Source organism: Qipengyuania sp. CAU 1752, from assembly GCF_054482615.1.
Genome location: NZ_JBTLRE010000001.1, coordinates 2,239,822 through 2,258,025 on the forward strand (window position 1 = coordinate 2,239,822; position 18,204 = coordinate 2,258,025).

At 61.4% G+C, this 18,204-nt stretch carries 18 protein-coding genes; 8 read left to right on the plus strand and 10 right to left on the minus strand.

Annotated features, from left to right (window positions below):
• Nucleotides 1–43: 43 nt before the first annotated feature.
• Together ACXYL9_RS10895 and ACXYL9_RS10900 are read left to right on the plus strand one after the other, a co-directional pair.
• Nucleotides 44–1,414, plus strand: a complete 1,371-nt coding sequence (locus ACXYL9_RS10895; protein ID WP_459039516.1) for a glutamate--cysteine ligase — start codon at nt 44–46, stop codon at nt 1,412–1,414.
• Nucleotides 1,415–1,429: 15 nt separating this feature from the next.
• Nucleotides 1,430–1,738: a putative quinol monooxygenase gene (locus tag ACXYL9_RS10900; protein WP_459039517.1), complete on the plus strand. Its 309-nt coding sequence runs from the start codon at nt 1,430–1,432 to the stop codon at nt 1,736–1,738.
• Between the two features lie 6 nt (nt 1,739–1,744).
• Here the strand turns inward: ACXYL9_RS10900 and ACXYL9_RS10905 are convergent, their stop codons facing one another.
• The 5 genes from ACXYL9_RS10905 to ACXYL9_RS10925 all read right to left on the minus strand — a co-directional run bounded on the left by ACXYL9_RS10905 (nt 1,745) and on the right by ACXYL9_RS10925 (nt 7,546).
• Nucleotides 1,745–3,100 carry a methyltransferase family protein gene (locus ACXYL9_RS10905; protein WP_459039518.1) on the minus strand — a complete coding sequence of 452 codons (1,356 nt, stop codon included), beginning with the start codon at nt 3,098–3,100 and terminating at the stop codon, nt 1,745–1,747.
• A gap of 69 nt (nt 3,101–3,169) precedes the next feature.
• Nucleotides 3,170–4,519 (minus strand): outer membrane protein assembly factor BamB family protein, encoded by a 1,350-nt coding sequence (locus ACXYL9_RS10910; RefSeq protein ID WP_459039519.1) that lies wholly within the window; start codon nt 4,517–4,519, stop codon nt 3,170–3,172.
• Between the two features lie 76 nt (nt 4,520–4,595).
• Complete coding sequence (locus tag ACXYL9_RS10915; protein ID WP_459039520.1) at nt 4,596–5,393, minus strand: tetratricopeptide repeat protein; 798 nt, start codon at nt 5,391–5,393, stop codon at nt 4,596–4,598.
• A gap of 144 nt (nt 5,394–5,537) precedes the next feature.
• Nucleotides 5,538–6,671 (minus strand): glycosyltransferase family 4 protein, encoded by a 1,134-nt coding sequence (locus ACXYL9_RS10920; protein WP_459039521.1) that lies wholly within the window; start codon nt 6,669–6,671, stop codon nt 5,538–5,540.
• On the minus strand, nt 6,668–7,546 hold the full coding sequence (locus ACXYL9_RS10925) for an alpha/beta fold hydrolase (RefSeq protein ID WP_459039894.1): 879 nt from the start codon (nt 7,544–7,546) through the stop codon (nt 6,668–6,670). The genes ACXYL9_RS10920 and ACXYL9_RS10925 overlap by 4 nt, the downstream gene beginning before the upstream one ends.
• Before the next feature lie 73 nt (nt 7,547–7,619).
• Between ACXYL9_RS10925 and ACXYL9_RS10930 the strand changes: the two genes are divergently transcribed.
• Together ACXYL9_RS10930 and astD are read left to right on the plus strand one after the other, a co-directional pair.
• Nucleotides 7,620–9,050 carry a protein adenylyltransferase SelO family protein gene (locus ACXYL9_RS10930; RefSeq protein ID WP_459039522.1) on the plus strand — a complete coding sequence of 477 codons (1,431 nt, stop codon included), beginning with the start codon at nt 7,620–7,622 and terminating at the stop codon, nt 9,048–9,050.
• An 81-nt stretch (nt 9,051–9,131) separates the two neighbouring features.
• Complete coding sequence (gene astD, locus ACXYL9_RS10935) at nt 9,132–10,547, plus strand: succinylglutamate-semialdehyde dehydrogenase (RefSeq protein WP_459039523.1); 1,416 nt, start codon at nt 9,132–9,134, stop codon at nt 10,545–10,547.
• A gap of 21 nt (nt 10,548–10,568) precedes the next feature.
• On the opposite strand, the gene ACXYL9_RS10940 is transcribed toward astD, so the two are convergent.
• The gene (locus ACXYL9_RS10940) at nt 10,569–11,279 is read right to left on the minus strand and encodes a hypothetical protein (protein ID WP_459039524.1); all 711 of its coding nucleotides are present in this window, start codon (nt 11,277–11,279) and stop codon (nt 10,569–10,571) included.
• Nucleotides 11,280–11,438: 159 nt separating this feature from the next.
• Nucleotides 11,439–11,975, minus strand: coding sequence for a glycine zipper 2TM domain-containing protein (locus ACXYL9_RS10945; RefSeq protein WP_459039525.1), 537 nt, complete (start codon nt 11,973–11,975; stop codon nt 11,439–11,441).
• A 196-nt stretch (nt 11,976–12,171) separates the two neighbouring features.
• Between ACXYL9_RS10945 and rarD the strand changes: the two genes are divergently transcribed.
• On the plus strand, nt 12,172–13,074 hold the full coding sequence (rarD, locus tag ACXYL9_RS10950; RefSeq protein WP_459039526.1) for an EamA family transporter RarD: 903 nt from the start codon (nt 12,172–12,174) through the stop codon (nt 13,072–13,074).
• On the opposite strand, the gene pyrC is transcribed toward rarD, so the two are convergent.
• Entirely contained in the window at nt 13,055–14,089 is a 1,035-nt protein-coding gene (gene pyrC, locus ACXYL9_RS10955) for a dihydroorotase (protein WP_459039527.1), read from the minus strand. The two genes, rarD and pyrC, sit on opposite strands and share 20 nt — an antisense overlap.
• A 68-nt stretch (nt 14,090–14,157) precedes the next feature.
• On the opposite strand from pyrC, the gene ACXYL9_RS10960 reads away from it, so the two are divergent.
• Nucleotides 14,158–15,042, plus strand: coding sequence for an ATP-grasp domain-containing protein (locus tag ACXYL9_RS10960; RefSeq protein ID WP_459039528.1), 885 nt, complete (start codon nt 14,158–14,160; stop codon nt 15,040–15,042).
• Between the two features lie 67 nt (nt 15,043–15,109).
• Nucleotides 15,110–15,859 carry a CAF17-like 4Fe-4S cluster assembly/insertion protein YgfZ gene (ygfZ, locus tag ACXYL9_RS10965; protein ID WP_459039529.1) on the plus strand — a complete coding sequence of 250 codons (750 nt, stop codon included), beginning with the start codon at nt 15,110–15,112 and terminating at the stop codon, nt 15,857–15,859.
• Here ygfZ and ACXYL9_RS10970 read toward each other — a convergent pair.
• Nucleotides 15,856–16,458 (minus strand): TetR/AcrR family transcriptional regulator, encoded by a 603-nt coding sequence (locus ACXYL9_RS10970; protein ID WP_459039530.1) that lies wholly within the window; start codon nt 16,456–16,458, stop codon nt 15,856–15,858. The genes ygfZ and ACXYL9_RS10970 overlap by 4 nt on opposite strands.
• Nucleotides 16,459–16,604: 146 nt before the next feature.
• On the opposite strand from ACXYL9_RS10970, the gene ACXYL9_RS10975 reads away from it, so the two are divergent.
• The gene (locus tag ACXYL9_RS10975; RefSeq protein WP_459039531.1) at nt 16,605–17,486 is read left to right on the plus strand and encodes a metal-dependent hydrolase; all 882 of its coding nucleotides are present in this window, start codon (nt 16,605–16,607) and stop codon (nt 17,484–17,486) included.
• Between the two features lie 77 nt (nt 17,487–17,563).
• On the opposite strand, the gene ACXYL9_RS10980 is transcribed toward ACXYL9_RS10975, so the two are convergent.
• Entirely contained in the window at nt 17,564–18,103 is a 540-nt protein-coding gene (locus tag ACXYL9_RS10980; protein WP_459039532.1) for a GNAT family N-acetyltransferase, read from the minus strand.
• Nucleotides 18,104–18,204: the final 101 nt, after the last annotated feature.

Consider the following 18,204-nt stretch of genomic DNA (forward strand, 5'->3'; position numbering starts at 1 on the left):
TTTTCCTTTCCCTTCGCCAGATCGCATCCTAACGCCGGACACCATGAGCACGCGCGAGGAAAGCGGGGCGGAAGACCCCACCATCGAATCGCGCGACCAATTGGTCGCGCCGATGCAGGCTGGCGAAAAAGCCAAAGCTGATTGGCGAATTGGCACCGAGCACGAGAAACTGGTCTACAAGCGCGACGATCATCGCGCACCGTCCTATGATGAGGATGGAGGTATTCGCGATATCCTGCTGAATATGCAGGAATTCGGCTGGAAGCCCGTCGAAGAAAATGGCTACGTCATAGCCCTTAAGGGCGACGATGGCGCGGTCAGCCTGGAACCGGCCGGTCAGCTTGAACTGTCCGGTGCACCGCTCGAAAACCTGCACCAGACCTGCAACGAGACCGGCCGCCACCTGACCCAGGTCAAGCACGTCGGCGAGAAATGCGATGTGGGCTTTCTCGGTCTTGGCATGTGGCCTGACAAGACGCGCGCCGAGCTGCCCGTAATGCCGAAGGGGCGCTACGAGATCATGATGCGGCACATGCCAAGGGTCGGCAAACTCGGCCTCGACATGATGCTGCGGACCTGCACCATCCAGGTCAATCTCGACTATGCGTCGGAAGCCGACATGGCCAAGAAGTTTCGCGTCGGACTGGCGCTGCAGCCGCTGGCGACAGCGCTGTTTGCAAATTCGCCCTTTACCGAAGGCAAGCCCAACGGCTTCCTGTCCTACCGCAGCCATATCTGGTCGGACACCGATCCACATCGCACCGGCATGCTGCCCTTCGTGTTCGAGGACGGCTTCGGCTACGAGCGCTGGGTCGACTACATGCTCGATGTGCCGATGTACTTTGTCTACCGCGACGGGAAATATATCGACGCGGCCGGCCTATCATTCCGCGACTTCCTCGATGGAAACCTGTCGGTCCTGCCCGGCGAGAAACCCCGCGCGAGCGATTGGTGGGACCATCTCTCGACTGCCTTCCCCGAAGTCCGTCTCAAGAGCTTTCTCGAAATGCGCGGTGCCGATGGGGGGCCGTGGAGTCGGATCTGCGCGCTGCCAGCCTTCTGGGTCGGCTTGCTCTATGACGACGCGGCGCTGGATGCGGCGTGGGAACTGGTCAAGGACTGGTCGATGGAAGAGCGCGAAGATCTTCGCAATTCGGTGCCACGCCTGGCACTCGACGCGGGAATTCCCGGCGGCCACCGTTTGCATGACCTGGCCAAGGACGTCCTCGCCATCGCCCGGCAGGGTCTGACGGCGCGCGCGCGGCTGGGCGAGAGCGGCGACAACGAAACCGGTTTCCTCTCCACGCTCGATGAAATCGTTGAGAGCGGCAAAGTCCCGGCCCAGCGCTTGCTCGACATGTATAACGGCGAATGGAACGGCGATATCAGCAGGGTTTACAAATACAGCTTCTGACGCGGAGACGGATGGATGATACAGATCAACGGCACGATTACGCTTCCCCCGGGCACGGTTGCCGACAATCCGGAAACTGTCGAAGCTATCAAGACAATGGTTGCGGCCAGCCGTGCCGAAGACGGGTGCATCGACTATACTTTCGCGCAGGACCTGACCGATCCCGATACGCTGATAATCTACGAACGCTGGCACGACCAGTCGGCGGTGGCGGCGCATGGAACCTCGTCGCACATGGCCGAGTTCCAGAAAGTCATGGCTGCCAATCCGCCGATCGGGCGGGACTTGCGTATCTACGAAACTGATGACGGCAAACCGCTTTAGGCGGATCTACTCCGCAGGCGCCTGAAGCACAGGGCCACGAGGCCGCAGCTTGCGCCCCAGCCGAGTCAGCGGCGCTGTAATGAGGCCGTGCTCGCTCATCCAGTCGTAATAGGCGCGGTATTTGGGGTCTTCGCCAAGGAGGTGCGCCTCTTCGGTGCGAGCGCGCCAATAGTAGATTGCACTGACCACACCGAGGAAAAATGTGTTGCGGACAACGTCGATGGCCGAACCGTCGGCATTGACCAGGAATGGCAAGGTCGCGCACCACCAGAAGGCGTTCTTGGCCAGATATGCTGGGTGACGTGTGAAGCGATAAGGCCCGTTGGTCAGCACACCACGATAGGTGAGGTTAGAAAAGCGCAGGCCGAAGGCCACTGTTGCCCAAGCATAAACTGCGGTCAGAAAGGTCAACCACGCACCCCACAGGCCGACCAGCAAGGCATTGCCAGAGAACCAGTGAACCCAGCCCGGCGTATGGACCTCATAGGCGATGATCCCCTCGCCCCCCATGAAGCCGAAGACGAAGGGCGGGTAGCACAGCAACGCTGCAACCCAGCCGCTCAGGAACGGATTGCCGCTGCGGATATGGGCATCGAGTGGACGGAATGTGACGAGGTAGCCGACCGTACCCAGTTGCACGTCAACAACAAACAACAGGGTGATCAGGAAGAATGCGAAGCCCGCCGGGTTTGTCGCAAGCTGGGCTAGGTCGGCCTCGACCACCTCGCGAAAACCACCCGGCAGGATCGAGATCATGAAGGCGCCAAAAAAGCCCTTGATGATCCAGGCCCGCCAATGCTTCTTTACCTCGCTGGGATCATAGGCTTCGCGCCCCTGCAACATGGCACCGAAATGCCAGGCATGGTCGCGCGGCTCCTCCATCCGCCGGTCAAGCCAGAGGACATAGGGCACCGAGAACACCAGCATCGGCGCCAGCGCGACGCCCAGAACCTTCATGGCAAACAGATATTGACCGTCCCAGTACCACCGGCCGAGGCAATAAAGCCCGGCGATAATCGCCCAGGTCGCCCACAGGCCGGCGATCTTGACGGTCGAAACTTGCACGATTTCGGAAACGGGCCGCGGATCGTGCCACCTGATCCCGGTCGAGGGGCGCAGGTGAACCTTATCGACCAACAGCGACCACACCACCATCGGCAGTGCGGTAAACAGCATCGCTGCGAGTGCAGCATAGGGTCCAGACAGCGGGCCGCGCGGTCCCGGCAGCCCCAGCGATTCAGCGATCGGGGCGTAGTTGCGGCACAGCAGTATCCACAAGGCCAGCCCGAGCAGGCCGGCAACTCCGACGCCCGAGGAGACATCGCTCTTCGGCAGCGTGGGTGAAGGATTGTCCTCGCGCATGCCTGCGCCTTACCCGCAAAGGGTTAAGCGCAAGGTAAGATGTGGTCTTGGCGAGCAGCCCGTTAAACCTCAGCGGAAGGCGTGAATCCGGCCACTATCGTCGAGAACGTAGAGCATCTGGTTGGCGACGATCGGCGGGACGCTGACGGACTGGTCTATGTCCTGGAACAGCTGCGCGCTGCCTTCGCCGGTGCTGACGCGCCAGATTTCACCTTCCGAACTCGCCACGTAGAGCGTGTTTCCGGCCAGTACGGGACCGGTCCAGAAGATTGGCCCTTCCTTGTCCTTCTCGGCACGATAGCGGGGGAGCTGGCTAACCCAGCGAACCTTGCCAGTCGAACGGGCGATGGCGAGCAGGCGGGCATCGTCGGTGAGCGTGAAAATCCATTCGCCGGCAACAGCAGGGGTGGAAATCCCGGCCAGGTTCAGTTCCCAGATCCGCTGGCCGGTGACCAGTTCGTAAGCTGCCATCCGGCCACCCTGGCCCAACGCATAGACGCGGCCCGAATCGATGATCGGATCGGCATCGATATCGGTCAGCGAGCCGACCGAGGTCGAGATCGAGGTCCGCGCCAATGCGTCGGACCACAAGGTGCGGCCGTTCTCGTAGCGATAGGCCGTCAGCTCGCCCGAGCTGTATCCGGCGATAATCGACCCCTGCCCAGCGGCCGGAGAAGCAACACCGAACACTCCTGCCTGCGACTGCGAACCGGATTCCTGCCACGCAACCGAACCGTCATTGGCATTGAGTGCGAAGATCTGGTTGTCCTGCGTCATCACGATGACGAGATTGAAAGCCAGTGTCGGCGCATCGCGCAACGGACCGCCTGGTTTGACCTTCCACAGTGGCTGTCCGGTCTCAGCATTGAGAGCAACGACTTCGCCGACGCCATTGGTGGCATAAACGCGACCGGCATCATAGCTCGCGCCGCCACCGAATGCGGACTTGCGAACGCCCTTGTCGATTTCCATCCGGTGCGACCAGGCGCGTGCGCCAGTAGCGGCGTCAAAGGCGTGGACAACACTTTCAGTATCGACCGAATACAGTTTGCCGTTGGCAACAATCGGGGAAGCGCCCAACCGGACGCGGTTGCTGCCGCCAGTAATCTGCGCCGTCCACACCCGCGAAGGCGTATCACCCAGGGCAAGGTGCCCGTAACTCTTGCTCGGCGTGCCACCAGCCATCGCCCAGGTGCTGTTGACCTGCGCGGGAGGCAGCACAACTGCGGTGCCAGCGAGCGATGGATCGACCTCGGCCCCGGTTTCGATCTTGGACAGGACCGGCACCCGGTTGCCGATAGTAGGGGTCTTGTTCTTCTCGCCGCCCCCGCCGAACAATCCGCCGCTGCAGCCGGCCAGGGCCAGCGCCAAAAGGCTAGCCACGGCAATGTTTCCGGCCTTTTTCATACGTTTCGACATCAAAGGTTTCATCCCGTCAGATCTTTCGAGTGCGGACCGCGTCGACGATCCGAGAAATTCGTTTTGCCACCAAGGCTCAGCTTGCCGGAGCGGGAGCGCCGGTGGCTGTATTGCCGCCGGTGTTTGCGCCTGCTTCTTTCAGTACCTTGTCGACATCCTCGATCGCGTCGACGCCGAGAACGCCGGCCATCTGGCGCGCCCGCGAACGGATCGATTGCGGCACGTCATCTTCCTTGGCGATCTGGCTGAACAGCGCGCCAGCTTCCTTGCGCTTGCCCTGCTCGAGATAGGCCATGCCTACCAGCTCGCCGGCGCTGCCGAAATAGGCGTTGCCCGGTACCGCGATGGGCTTGAGCCGGGAAATGACTTCGGCAGGATCCATCGTATCGAACTGGACATGGACCTGCCGGATAAGCGCAAGATCGCGATAGGCGGAAGGTGCGGAGGTGTCTGTCGCCAGACGCCCGAAAACGCGTGCTGCGCCCTCGGCGTCGCCCTGTTGCGAAAGCACGCCGCCCTGTAGCAGCAAGGCCGCCGAACGGGCCCCAACATTGTCGTCGTCGACAATCGCGCCAAGCGCCTCGTTGGCAGTCTTGAGATTGCCGGCCTCGATCTGGTCCATGGCCGAAATCAACGCTTCGCCATCTTTCTCCAGCGCGCCCTCGCGCTGGCCATCCCACCAAAGATAACCGCCGAACGCCGCAAGCCCCAGAACGAGCACTGCGAGGAGGCTCACACCGTATCGGCGGCCAAATTCGCTATACTGGTCCTGTCGGACGGCATCATCGACCTCCCGCAGCAGGGCGTCATCCGCCGCAACTTTCTGGTTGGCTTTCTTGTCACTGGAAGGAGTGTTGGAAGGTGTCAGCGCCACGGGGGCTCGTCTTTCTTGAAATGGCAGTCGGGTGTGCGGGTCTTTACGGTCGGGGGCAGGTCAAATCAACCACGGCGGAACATGGACTGGGTCAATGCCCAATTCCTAGCCGTTTAAGGGGTGAACGCAGGGTGAAGCGCGGGGTCAATCCGGCAGCTCTTGCCCGACGGCATCGCCATAAAGTTGGCGGTAGGTGGCGATCATCGATTCCTGGTCATACTCCGCCCGGGCCCGCGCCAAATTGGCGGCGCCAATGGCCGCACGCCGTGCGCCGTTCGAAGCGAGATCCGTCAATGCATCGCCGAGAGCTTTTTCATCGCCTGGCGCGACGATGTGCCGGGCATTTTCGGCCGCGACCATCTCGGAAATATCGCCCACTGCAGGCGCAACAACCGGCAGCCCCGCCGCCATGGCCTCGACCACCGAGATGGGAAATTGTTCGGAATTGCTCGACAAGGCAAAGATATCGAACAGGCCAACATAGCGCGCCGGACTGGCGGCAAAACCAGGCAGCATGACCCTGTCAGCAAGGCCAAGCCGGTCAATCTCGGCACGGATGGTGCGCTCCTCAGGCCCTTCGCCAACAATAACCAGCTTCCACGGCTCGGGCAGTGCTGCAAATGCCCGCACCAATCGGGGCAGGTTCTTGACCGGCCGCAGCCCTGCCAGGGTGCCGACCCACAGTTCTCCTGTTTGTTTGAGAATTCCGCCTAGCGCATCGTGCTGCGGCGCCTGACCAAATGCTGCCGTGTCGATGCCGTTGGCAATCGTGACGACTCGAGACCTCGGCTGGGCCCAGGCCTGCAACGCAATTTTCTCCAGTGTCTGTGAGGGTACCACGAGCCGGCGCGCACGGGCCAGGGCAAGCCGGCGATAGATATTGCGGCTCAGCCTCAGGCGATGCTGCTCGTCCTCGTTGAAACCGTCCTCGTGATGGATCAGCGGCGGTAACTTCAACACGCCACTGAACAATGTGTGCGCCATCACCGCATCCATTGCCCCCCAATTGTAGCTCAGGATCAGGTCGTAACCCTGCATGGCCTTTGCCATGGTCATGAGCCGACCGGGCCAGGGGCGGCCTCGCAAGGCGGGGAAATCGCGCGGATAAGAAACGCTGGCGGTGCTCGATACGTGATGCGACGCTCCGATGGCTTCCGGCTCGCCGGATACGATCGTGTGATCGACCGCCGGGCCGAAAGCATTGATGAGTTGGACGCAGCGCAATTCCTTCCCCCCGGCCGCGAAGGTCGAGTGCAAGTGAAGGATGCGCGTACTCACGGGACCCTTGCCAACAGCCGATCGATTGCGTCCACTGCTTCGGGTTCGGTCAGCAGCGGAGCATGGCCCGTATCTCCGATAGTGACGATTTCGACCTTTGGACTGCGGGCCTGCATCTGTTGCGCGGTTCGCTCGCCGAGGATGTTGGAATGCGCCCCGCGCACGAGCAGAACCGGCTCCCGCGCCAACAATTCGAAGGCTGGCCAGAGATCGGGAGGCGCGGCATTTTCACCGCCTGCGGCAAAGGGTTCGGCCAGCCCCATGTCATAGTCGAAGGCTATCCGCCCGCCCTGCCCCAGGACCATCACCCGCTTTGCCATGTCCAGCCAGTCCTCGATGGTAAAGGTTGGATGCGCGTTGCCATGCACCTCGCGCAAGGCTCGCGCTGCGTGCATCCAAGTTTCGAAACTGCGCCCCTGCCCGACATAGCCACGAATAGCCTCCAGCCCGGCGTGCTCGACCTCGGGGCCGATATCGTTGAGAACCGCCCCCGCAATCCGCCCCGGCGTCGTCGCCGCCATCAGCATCGTCATCAATCCGCCCAGCGAGGTGCCGATGGCAACAAACCGTTCGATGCCTTCCTGAACGAGCAGCCGCTCCACATCGGCGACATACTGGGCCGGATTATAGCTTTCGTGATCACGGGCATAATCGCTCATACCGCGACCGCGCATTTCGGGCACGATGACCCTGCGCCCAGGCGCGATATGTGCGGCGAGTTCGGCGAAATCACGCGCGTTGCGGGTGAGGCCGTGCAGGCACAAGACCGGCAGGGAACTCGCATCCCCTGAATAATCGCGGAAATGCAGCGTCAGGCCGTCTTCGCTCTTCCAGTGGCGGTCGGCCGGGGCCGGTGCGGGATCAGTGGGTTCGATCAAGAAGGTTAGGCCCGGTTAAGTTTGCTGCCCCGCGCTTGCGCTGGCAAGCTCTCGTCCCCACTATCGCTGGATGCGCCCAGAACCGCAAGCCGCCAACTATCGTCCGCAGCGTGCTATCGACAGTGTCGCGAGCTGGCTTGCCGATGCCGTAACCCCGGCCGATTTCCCGCAGGCGATCTTGCGCTTTCGCAATGACCGCGCCGCTGCCGATATTGGCATCGGCACTCTTTCGGACGAGGACTGGCTCCGCCATTTCGCCCGGTTCGAACCCCTGCCCGGCTCGCTGCCCCAGCCGCTGGCGCTGCGCTATCACGGACACCAATTCCGGGTGTATAATCCCGAGATCGGCGATGGCCGCGGATTCCTGTTTGCTCAATTGCGCGATGAAGACGGCCGATTGCTTGACCTCGGCACCAAGGGTTCGGGGACCACCCCCTATAGCCGTACCGCCGACGGGCGTCTGACGCTCAAAGGCGCGGTGCGCGAGATCCTTGCCACTGAATTTCTCGAAGCTCTTGGCGTTAACACCTCGCGGACCTTATCCGTAGTCGAGACTGGTGAAGAACTGGAGCGCGGCGACGAGCCTTCACCGGCGCGCTCTGCTGTGATGGTCCGTCTCAGCCATTCGCACATCCGCATCGGCAGTTTCCAGCGGCTTTTGGTGCTGGAAGAGGCCGATCACATGGCGCAACTGGTCGACTATTGTCTCGAGCAGTTTCCCGGCCCGCCGCCGCCGTCAGACGCTCCCGGTCGCGACGAACCGGCGGTGCAACTGATGCACCAAGTCGTCGAACGGCTGGCCGACCTTGCCGCCAGCTATATGGTGGCCGGATTCGTTCACGGCGTTCTCAACACCGACAATATGAACGTGTCCGGCGAAAGCTTCGATTATGGGCCATGGCGCTGGCTGCCGGCATGGGATCCCGGCTTTACCGCCGCTTATTTCGACCAGCAGGGGCTCTATGCCTTCGGTCGCCAGCCCGAAGCACTGCACTGGAACTGCGGACAGTTGGCAGTGGCTCTGCGCGCGTTGGTTGAAGCTGAGCCCTTGATCGCAGCAATGAATCGCTTCGGCCCGCTCTATGCCGAAGCCATCGGACGCAGGTGGTGTTGGCGGCTTGGACTGGAATCGAGAGGCGTCGAGGCCGACGCCGCACTGGTCGCTGCCTGCGAGCGGAGCCTGCGCGAAGAGAAAGTCCAGCCCGACGAGTTTTTCTACCGTCACCGAGGAAGCCGCAAAGCCGACGGCGCACTGGCTGACGTCATGGCGGCATTCGAACCATCAAGCAGCGCGCTTGATCATCCCTACTGGGACGAATCCCAACCCGAATCCATGTTGATAGAAGAGGTCGAGACCCTGTGGTCGGCAATAGCTGATCGCGACGACTGGCAACCGCTCCACAACAAGATTGCGCGTCTTCGCATTGTAGCCGAAGCGCACGGGCAGCCGCCGACACCGCAGGGCCATCGGGACGATAGCTCCATTAACGCACTGAATTGACCCAGTGTGCTATTACGCTAGAACCCACCCACAGCATGAGCCGGGCGACGCCCGGCGCCGATCCAGATAGAACCGAGTCGCGTGAGCCAGAACGAAATCATCTCCCTCGATCCGGCCACGGGTGAAGAACTGTGGCGCGGGAAGGTTGGCGACGTTGAGCACGCAGTCGACCGAGCCCGCCGCGCTTGGCCCGATTGGGCTGCCAAACCGCTTGCCACCCGAATCGAGCTGTGCCGCCGCTTCGCCAATGAAGTGCGTGCCAAAAGTGACGAATTGGCGGAACTGATCTCGAAAGAGACGGGCAAACCCTTGTGGGAATCCCGGACTGAGGTCGAAGCCGTCATCAACAAGGTCGATATCTCGGTTTCCGCCTATGCCGAGCGGACCGGACAGCGCAAACTCGACAGCGCTCTAGGTGGTACGGCAGCGGTGCGGCACAAGCCGCATGGCGTGATGGCGGTGCTGGGGCCCTATAATTTCCCCGCCCATCTGCCCAACGGACACATCGTGCCTGCTCTGATCGCCGGCAACGTCGTGATTTTCAAACCTAGCGAGAAAACCCCGGCAGTTGGCGAATTGTTGATGAAGTGCTTCAACAAAGCCGGCATTTCGGCGGCGGTTGCGCAATTCCTGCCCGGTGGCCCCGCAGAGGGGCAAGCACTGGTCGCGCATCGCGGTATCGATGGAGTGCTGTTCACCGGGTCTGCCCAGGCCGGCATCGCCATCAACAAGAAGCTGGCGACCAATCCGGGCAAGATCCTGGCGCTGGAAATGGGCGGCAACAATCCGATCGTCGTCGCCGACACGCCTCTGGTGACCGATGCGGCAATCTTGATCGTGCGGTCGGCCTTCACTAGCGCCGGCCAGCGCTGCACTGCGGCGCGTCGGCTCATCGTAGTCGAAAGCATGTTCGATGCAATCGTCGAAGAAGTGAAGCGGCTGTCCGACCGATTGATAGTGGGCGAACCTTTTGCCGAACCTCAGCCCTTCATGGGTTGCGTGATCGACAACCATGCCGCCGACCAACTGGTCGAAAGCTTCCTCTATTTTCTTTCCAACGGCGGCAAGGCGATCAAGCACATGACCCGTGCCGATGACAATCTGCCGTTTCTCAGCCCGGCCATCATCGACACCACCAAGATTGAGAACCGGCCCGACGTGGAACTGTTCGGCCCCCTGTTGCAGGTTATCAAGGTCAAGAATCTCGCCGAAGGCATCGCCGAAGCCAACAATACGCGCTTCGGCCTCAGCGCATCGCTCATCGGGGGCACGCCTCAGGATTACAGTAAGTTCTGGGCCAGCATTCGTGCCGGCATAGTCAACTGGAACCAGCCGACCAATGGCGCATCGTCAAAGGCGCCCTTCGGAGGCATTGGCCTGTCCGGCAATCATCGCCCGGCTGCCTATTACGCCGCCGATTACTGCGCTTATCCGGTAGCGAGCAGCGAGCTCGACCAGCCCCGCGCAAGCGTAGGTGTCGGTTTCCGGGACGCGTGAGGATCCAGCGCTGGTTGTGCGTTACATTTCGCTAGTCACCAGCCCGACTTCGCTCAGCCCCGATGGGCGCTGACTTACGTGTACAGCGAATTGGCGCTTGCCAGCACGGCCGCGAAGTATCTCGGTATCACCTTGCAGGACATGGCTCCGGGGCAGACCGGCCTTCCTTGCCTTGGCGGCGTAGAAAGTGAGCACGGCGCGGCCATCGACCGGCGTCAGGAACCTTACGGCGCGCAAGGCACACCGAGAGTTATCGATTCCGGCGGCCTCAATAGCGTTGCCGCGAGGATAAATCGGAAACACCTCGGACATTCGCCCCGCCCACTGCGCGGTATAACTGGCAGCCTCGACACAGGCCGAAGGGGCGCCAGTGAACTTGGCGAGTTCGAGAACCGAATACCTTACATTTGCGGGTATTGGTGCCTTAACCACTCGGGGTTTGCCGAGGGGAATAAGATTACGGCTTCCACCGGCCAGGTCGGCCGCCTCTAGCTGCGCATCAGCAATCGCCTCGCGGGTCTCGACCACGGGGGGAATCGAATGATCGAATCCACCCGTAAGCGCAGCATTGGCCTCGTTCTGCCGGGCGAGGTCCGGGTCGACCATGATCTGGTCCCCCAACGCCTGGATAGTGGCGGGGTCGCGCTCGGGCACGATTTCCGGAGCCTCCGCATGTTCGGCGCAGGAAGCCGTGAAAGTAAAACAAGCAAGAACAACCGAGATACGCATCATTCGCCCATAGGCCAACGAGTGTAAAAACCACGTCAATGGCCGGCCGTGATCATTCGTATCCGGAATCGAAAACGCCCCGCCCCGGAAAATCCGTGGGCGAGGCGTCTTCCGCGGCTTGGTGGGGTGCCGCGCTCTGACCCCGAAGGGTCGAAGTCGGATTTAGCGGCAGCGCGAGTTTCCGCGGTCGATTTCGCGGCCGAGCAAAGCGCCCGCTGCACCGCCAAGGATCGCGCCGAGCGTCCGGTCACGAGCAATTTCGCGACCAGCAAGGGCGCCCACGGCACCGCCGATCAGGAGACCGGTCGTGCCATCACTCTTGCGGCAATAGTAGCTGCCGTCCTGGCCGCGCCATACGCGGGTGTCGCGGCGAACCGGCTCGCCATAATAATTCTGCGATTGATAACGACGATCATCATAACGACGATCATCATAGCGACGGTCATCATAGCGGCGGTCATCATAGCGGCGGTCGTCATAGTCGCGGTAACCGTGCTTCGCCTTCTTGCCCTTCTTGTGCCAACGACGGTGGTGCTCGGCGGTCTCGGTTTCCCAAGCCGAGTTGGCATAACCCGGTGCAGCATAGGTCGACTGGGTGACCGGGGCAGAGTGGTTGATAGGTGCCGCCGCGACCGGGGTCGCAACGACCATACCCGAAGCGGCGATAGCGAGTGCGGTGCCTGAGAACGTCTTGAACATCTTTGTAAATCCTTCTTCGAACCTGTTTCCGGTCGGGCGGCGGTAACCACGAGTCGTCCGATGCGTTCAGATTTACGCCCTGCTTTCTGAACAGAGTGCAACATCACAGTCAGAATCGAAGAATTCGATGAAGCGAATGAAATTGATGGTTGAAGCGTGGCTTGCAGGGCTTTGAGCCAGCCCCTACGGCGCGGCGATGAGCGCTGAAACCGAACACCAGCCGTCGGGCCTTCCCCCAGCGCTGGGGGCTTACGTCCTCTGGGGCTTCATGCCGCTCTACCTGATCGTGGTCGCCAGCGTTCCACCCTTTGAATTCGTCGCCTGGCGGATCGTGTGGACGCTGCCCGTTTGTCTCCTGATCGTGCTTGTGCGGCGACAGTGGCGCGACGTGCGTTCTGCCCTGTTTGATCGCCGCGCGATGACGATACTGGCTGCCAGCGCGACGCTGATCGCAATCAACTGGTTCGTCTATGTCTGGGCTATCCAGACCGGCGAGGTCTATGCCGCCAGTCTCGGATACTACATCAACCCCTTGCTCAATGTCGTGCTCGGAACATTGCTCTTGTCGGAGAAACTGAGCAGGCTGCAATGGATTGCCGTGGGCATTGCAGCAGCCGGCGTGGCGGTGCTGGCGAGTGGTGCGCTGACGACCTTGTGGATCAGCCTGACGCTGGCTTTCAGCTTCGGCACCTACGGCCTTCTGCGCAAGCGCGTGTCTGTCGGCTCACTGCCGGGCCTGACCGTCGAAAGCGCCATCCTCCTGCTGCCCTCGATGGGGATCGTGACATGGTATGCCGCCAGTGCAAACGGTTCGAGCTTCGATGATTCGCTCTGGCTGAGCCTTGCCATCATGGCGGGCGGAATATTTACCGCCGTGCCTCTGTTGCTGTTCGCTATCGCCGCACGGCGGATGGATTACTCGACGCTGGGCTTCATCCAGTTCCTGGCGCCCAGCATCGTCTTCATCCTGGGCCTCACGGTTTTCCGCCAGCCGCTGCTGCCTGCTCAGGCAGTATGCTTCGCCCTGATCTGGACCGCACTGGCGATATTCGTATGGGATCTGTGGAGCAGGCGCAAACCTAAGCCAGCCGCCACTTGAGCTCCTGCCCAGCGTGGAAGGGCACCAATGTGCCACCTACCGTATCGAGTGTATCGGGGACGGTGTGAGGTAGGCGGTCCAGCGTCACCGTCTCCTCGTTCACAGGCAGGCCGTAAAACGCAGGGCCGTTGAGCGACGCGAAGGCTTCCAACCGGTCGAGTTCGTCCTCTTCGTCAAATACCGCGCAATAGCTTTCCAGCGCGAAGGGCGCATTGAAAATTCCGGCACACCCGCAGGCGCTTTCCTTCGCGTGTTTCTCATGGGGTGCGCTGTCTGTACCAAGGAAGAACTTCGCCGCGCCCGAGGTCGCTGCCTTGCGCAAGGCCAGCCGGTGCGATTCGCGCTTGGCCACTGGCAGGCAGTAGTTATGCGGCTGGATGCCGCCAACCAGCATGGCGTTGCGGTTGATATGCAGGTGCTGCGGGGTGATCGTTGCGGCCACATTCTCACCAGCTGCTTTCACGAAATCGACCGCATCGCGAGTGGTGATGTGTTCGAACACGATCTTCAGGTCGGGGATTGCCGCATGCAAAGGTGCAAGCGTGCGATTGATAAATTCCTTTTCCCGGTCGAACACATCGATCTGGGAATCGGTCACCTCGCCGTGGACGCACAGCACCATTCCGATACCCGCCATGCGTTCAAACACCGGGTAAAGCGCCTCGACATCGGTCACCCCATGCGCCGAATTGGTGGTCGCATTGGCCGGGTAGAGCTTGGCAGCGGTCAATATCCCTTCCCCGTGCCCATGCGCGAGATCGTCTGCGTCGGTCTCGTCGGTCAGATAGGCGGTCATAAGCGGTGTGAATTCCAGCCCATCCGGCACTGCCGCAAGGATTCGCGCACGATAGGATGCAGCCAACGCGCTCGTCGTCACCGGCGGGGACAGGTTGGGCATCACTATGGCGCGGGCGAACTGGCGCGCGGTATAGCCCACCACGCCTTCCAGCATAGCGCCGTCGCGCAGGTGCAAGTGCCAGTCGTCGGGACGGCGGATGGTCAGCGTATCGATCATGGTTCGCGTCACTAGGCCCGTATGCAGTCTCTTTCCAGCAAGCAATTGAGCCCGTAAGCGGACGCGCCATGCGAATTGGATTCCTTACCTGCCCGGGTACCCACCCCGGCTCGCCCGTCCGCCGCAGTGACGCCTACGAGCATGATCTGCAAATTGACGCCCTGCGCCCTGCGCTGGGTGAACTGGGGCATGATCTGGTCGAGATAGATTGGCGCAGCCCGGTCAAAGCCTTTGCGGACATGCCCCTCGTGCTCGTCGGGACGCCGTGGGACTATCAGGATGCCGAGCGCGCATTCCTGGACCAACTCGATTCGCTGGAGAGGGCTGGTCACATCGTCTGCAACAGCAGCGCGGTTGTTCGCTGGAACGCCAGCAAGACATATGTGCGTGACTTGGCGACGCGCGGTGTCGCTACGATACCAACCTGTTGGGTGGAGGCACCGGACGTCAGCGACATTCTCTCCGCGATGGATAATTTCGGCACCGATACCGTCGTCGCCAAGCGACAGGTCGGGGCAGGCGCCGAGGGGCAATCGATACACCACCGGGCGAAGCTCGACACTTCGTGGCGCATGGACCAGCCGGCCATGCTGCAACCCTTTCTGCCGCAGATCCAGTCGGATGGGGAATACTCATTCCTGTTTGTCGAAGCTGCATTCTCGCATGCATTGTGCAAACGCGCCGCGCCGGGCGATTACCGCGTGCAGAGCATTTATGGCGGCGTCGAGGAACCCTTCGATCCATCGCCTGCCGATCGCGCCGCAGCACAGGCCGTGATCGACGCACTGCCGTTCGATCCGCCGCTTTATGCCCGGATCGACATGGTGCGTGGGTCCGACAATGGCCTGCTGGTGATGGAAGCCGAGCTGATCGAGCCGTTTCTTTATCCTGCGCAAGGCCCGCGGCTAGGCTCCATGTTGGCAGCCGCCATCGATCAGCGGCTAAGCCGGTAGACGACACCCACGAGCGATTGTGCAATCGCGAGCTTGATTACCGCGCCCGACGCGCCAACTTGCACCCATGACCACTACCCGCGCCGCCACCCGCCTGTTTGACCGCACCGTCATCCGCCTCTCGCCCCAGGATGAGACCGAGAACGTCGCCGACTTCCTGCAAGGATTGGTGACCAACGATGTCTGCGGCGCTCTGCCAGTCTATGCTGGCCTGCTCTCGCCGCAGGGCAAGACCCTGTTCGATTTCCTGGTCTGGCCAGCAGGTTCAGGCGAGATGTTGCTCGACTGCGAGGCCCCGGCAGCCGACGAACTGGTCAAGCGCCTGTCGCTCTATCGGCTACGACGGAAGATCGTCATCGCCCGCGATGATGAGGTGGCGGTGCATTGGCATGGACATATCGGCGATGGCGGCGCAGCCGATCCGCGGCTGGCCGCTCTTGGCCAGCGCTGGCTCGCCCCTGCTTCCGACAATGACGAACCGGCCGATGCGGCCTGGAATACGCACCGTTTGACGCAGGGGGTGCCAGAAGGCCGCGCCGAGCTGGGCGATATCCTATGGCTGGAAACAAACGCGGTGGAGCTCAACGGGGTGAGTTTCGAGAAGGGCTGCTATGTCGGGCAGGAAAATACCGCCCGTATGAACTGGCGGCAGAAGGTCAATCGGCGACTAATGGTCCTGCCGTTCGATGCTGCCGATGAAAAACGCATCAAGACGCGGCATGAAGCTCTGGGTCTGGCAGTCGTCCATCTGCGTATCCCGGATATTCCCGCCGAGTTCGTGCCCGACTGGATGCGGCTCGAAGCGCCGAAAAACTAACTCTCGACTGTCTGGGCCCTGAGGGCGAGCGACTGCGTAACGAATTGCTCGGCGATATCGCGGGCGGCCGATGCAGGCAGTTGCAGCGATTTCGCCAGAGATGCGCCGATCAGCGACTGGCCGAGCGCCAACAGCACGACCGTGTGGGTGACGCGGTGGGCGGCCATCGTCTCTTCATGGTCCCCTTCTTCGGGGTGAAGGTCATCAACCATACCGTGGATGGTATCGATCAGCGGTTCGATGGCATCTTCGTGGCCAGTAGCCAGCATCCAGCTTACCAACGCTCCGCCGCCTTCCCGCTCGAACGCATCGAAGGCAAGATCGACCACTTCGCGCGGGGAGCCAAGCCCGGCACGGCTGGCGCGAATGGCTTCGGCAACCGTTTCGCAGACCGTGTTAGCCAAATGCGCGGCAAGATCGCGTTGCAGCCCTGCGGCCGAACCGAAGTGATGCAACAAATTGGCATGGGTGCGTCCCACCCGCGCTCCGACCGCCTTTAGCGTAACCGCTTGCGGACCAGCCTCAATCAAAAGCTTGCGAGCTGCCTGCAACGCAGTTGCGCGCGATTCCTCGGGCGAAAGTCGTTTGCGTATGGCCATGGGGGTTCCTGTTTCTCGCGATCGATTGTGTTGAACGCTAGAACCCTACTCTGCAGGCGGCAAGAGCCAGTCGGGCGCTTGTTGACATTAATGTCAGTAGAAGTTACTTACAGTAGTGTCAGTAAGAAATATGTCAGGTTCCTTTTATGAACGCCCAGTCTACCCTCATTGCTGCAGAATCCCGGCAGACTCCGACTCCCGACGATCTCGAAATCACCATTCGCAACCGTCGGTTCGGACGCGGGATCGACGCCCGCCGCTGGTGGCTTGGCGGCGATCCGGTTGGTACTGCATGGATGAATGCGCTGTCGGCCACATTCCCGCGTGGCGAGGCATTCTTCATCGAATCGGTGAAGGCGTTCCGTGACGGCGCGGATCCTCAGCTCGCGTCGGAAATCCGCGCGTTTGTGAAGCAAGAGATCAACCACACGCGCGAACATGTCGCCTTCAATCGCATGGCGAGCGACCATGGTTACGATATCGATGCCATCGACGCCCGCGTTGCGGAACTCCTTGCCGAATTGAAAGGCCGTCCGCTCATTCTCAACCTCGCCGCGACCATGGCGCTGGAGCATTTCACCGCCATGCTAGGCCATGAACTGCTCGGCAATCCCGCCTATCTCGAGGGCGCCGACGGCGATCTGGGTGATTTGTGGCGCTGGCACTCTGCTGAAGAGGTTGAACACAAAGGCGTTGCCTACGACACATGGCTCCACGCCACGCGCGACTGGAGCCGGTTCAGGCGCTGGAAGGTAAAGAGCCTGATGATGATGCTGGTGACCGTCCGCTTCATCCGGCACCGGACACAGGACACCATGGAACTGCTCGCGCAGGATGGCCTCACGGGATGGAAATGGCGCTTCAAGCTAGCGCAATACCTGTTGGTAAAGCCAGGTTTCCTGCGTCGTATTGTCCCGGGCTGGCTGGCCTATTTCATGCCCGGCTTCCATCCATGGAACGAAGACGATCGCGCTCTTATCAAGGTCTATGAGGGTGATTTCGAAGACGCGTTGATGCCAGCGGAATAATTTCGCAACCGCGAACTGGACGAAAACACGAAAGACCCCGCAACCAGTTGCGGAGCCTTTCAACTTTAAACGAGCATTCAGGCTGCGACTGCATCATCTCCGACAGTCTGCAAACGCAATTCATACATGGCTGCCTCGGTCGGCCGTCCCCGCGCCAGACAGTCACGTTGCTCGGTCCGGCCAGTTGGCTGGAAGCCAAGCTTGCGCAGGACTCGGCCTGAGGCGGGATTGTCGAGATAGTGCCCCGCGACGATCCGTTCGTGGCCCAGAATCGCCGCGATATCGAGGACAGCGCGCGCGCCTTCGGTGGCGAAGCCCTGCCCCCAGAACCGGCGAGCGATCCAGTAGCCTAGCTCGACCACGCCTTCCCGACCGTCGATGCCGCAGCACCCGACCAATTGCGACCCCTGCTCACCAGGCATGGTCAACAGGAAGCGAGGGAAACGAGGGTCGCTTACCGGGGATGCGGCGAATGCTTGCGCATCCCTCTCCGTATAAGGCCATGGAGCCCGCGCCAGGTTGCGGACGACGCCTTCGTCGGCGATCCCGGCCAGTAACATCCGCCAGTCTTCGGGCCAGACCGGTCGCAACAGCAGTCTTGGGGTGCGATGAAACATGTCTCTCTCCTCGTCGCCCCGCGCACCTGATCCCCGATCAGGATATAAGGCAGCCAGATGGCAATCGCGTGGCAGCGACGATAAAATTCGCTGAACCGTGA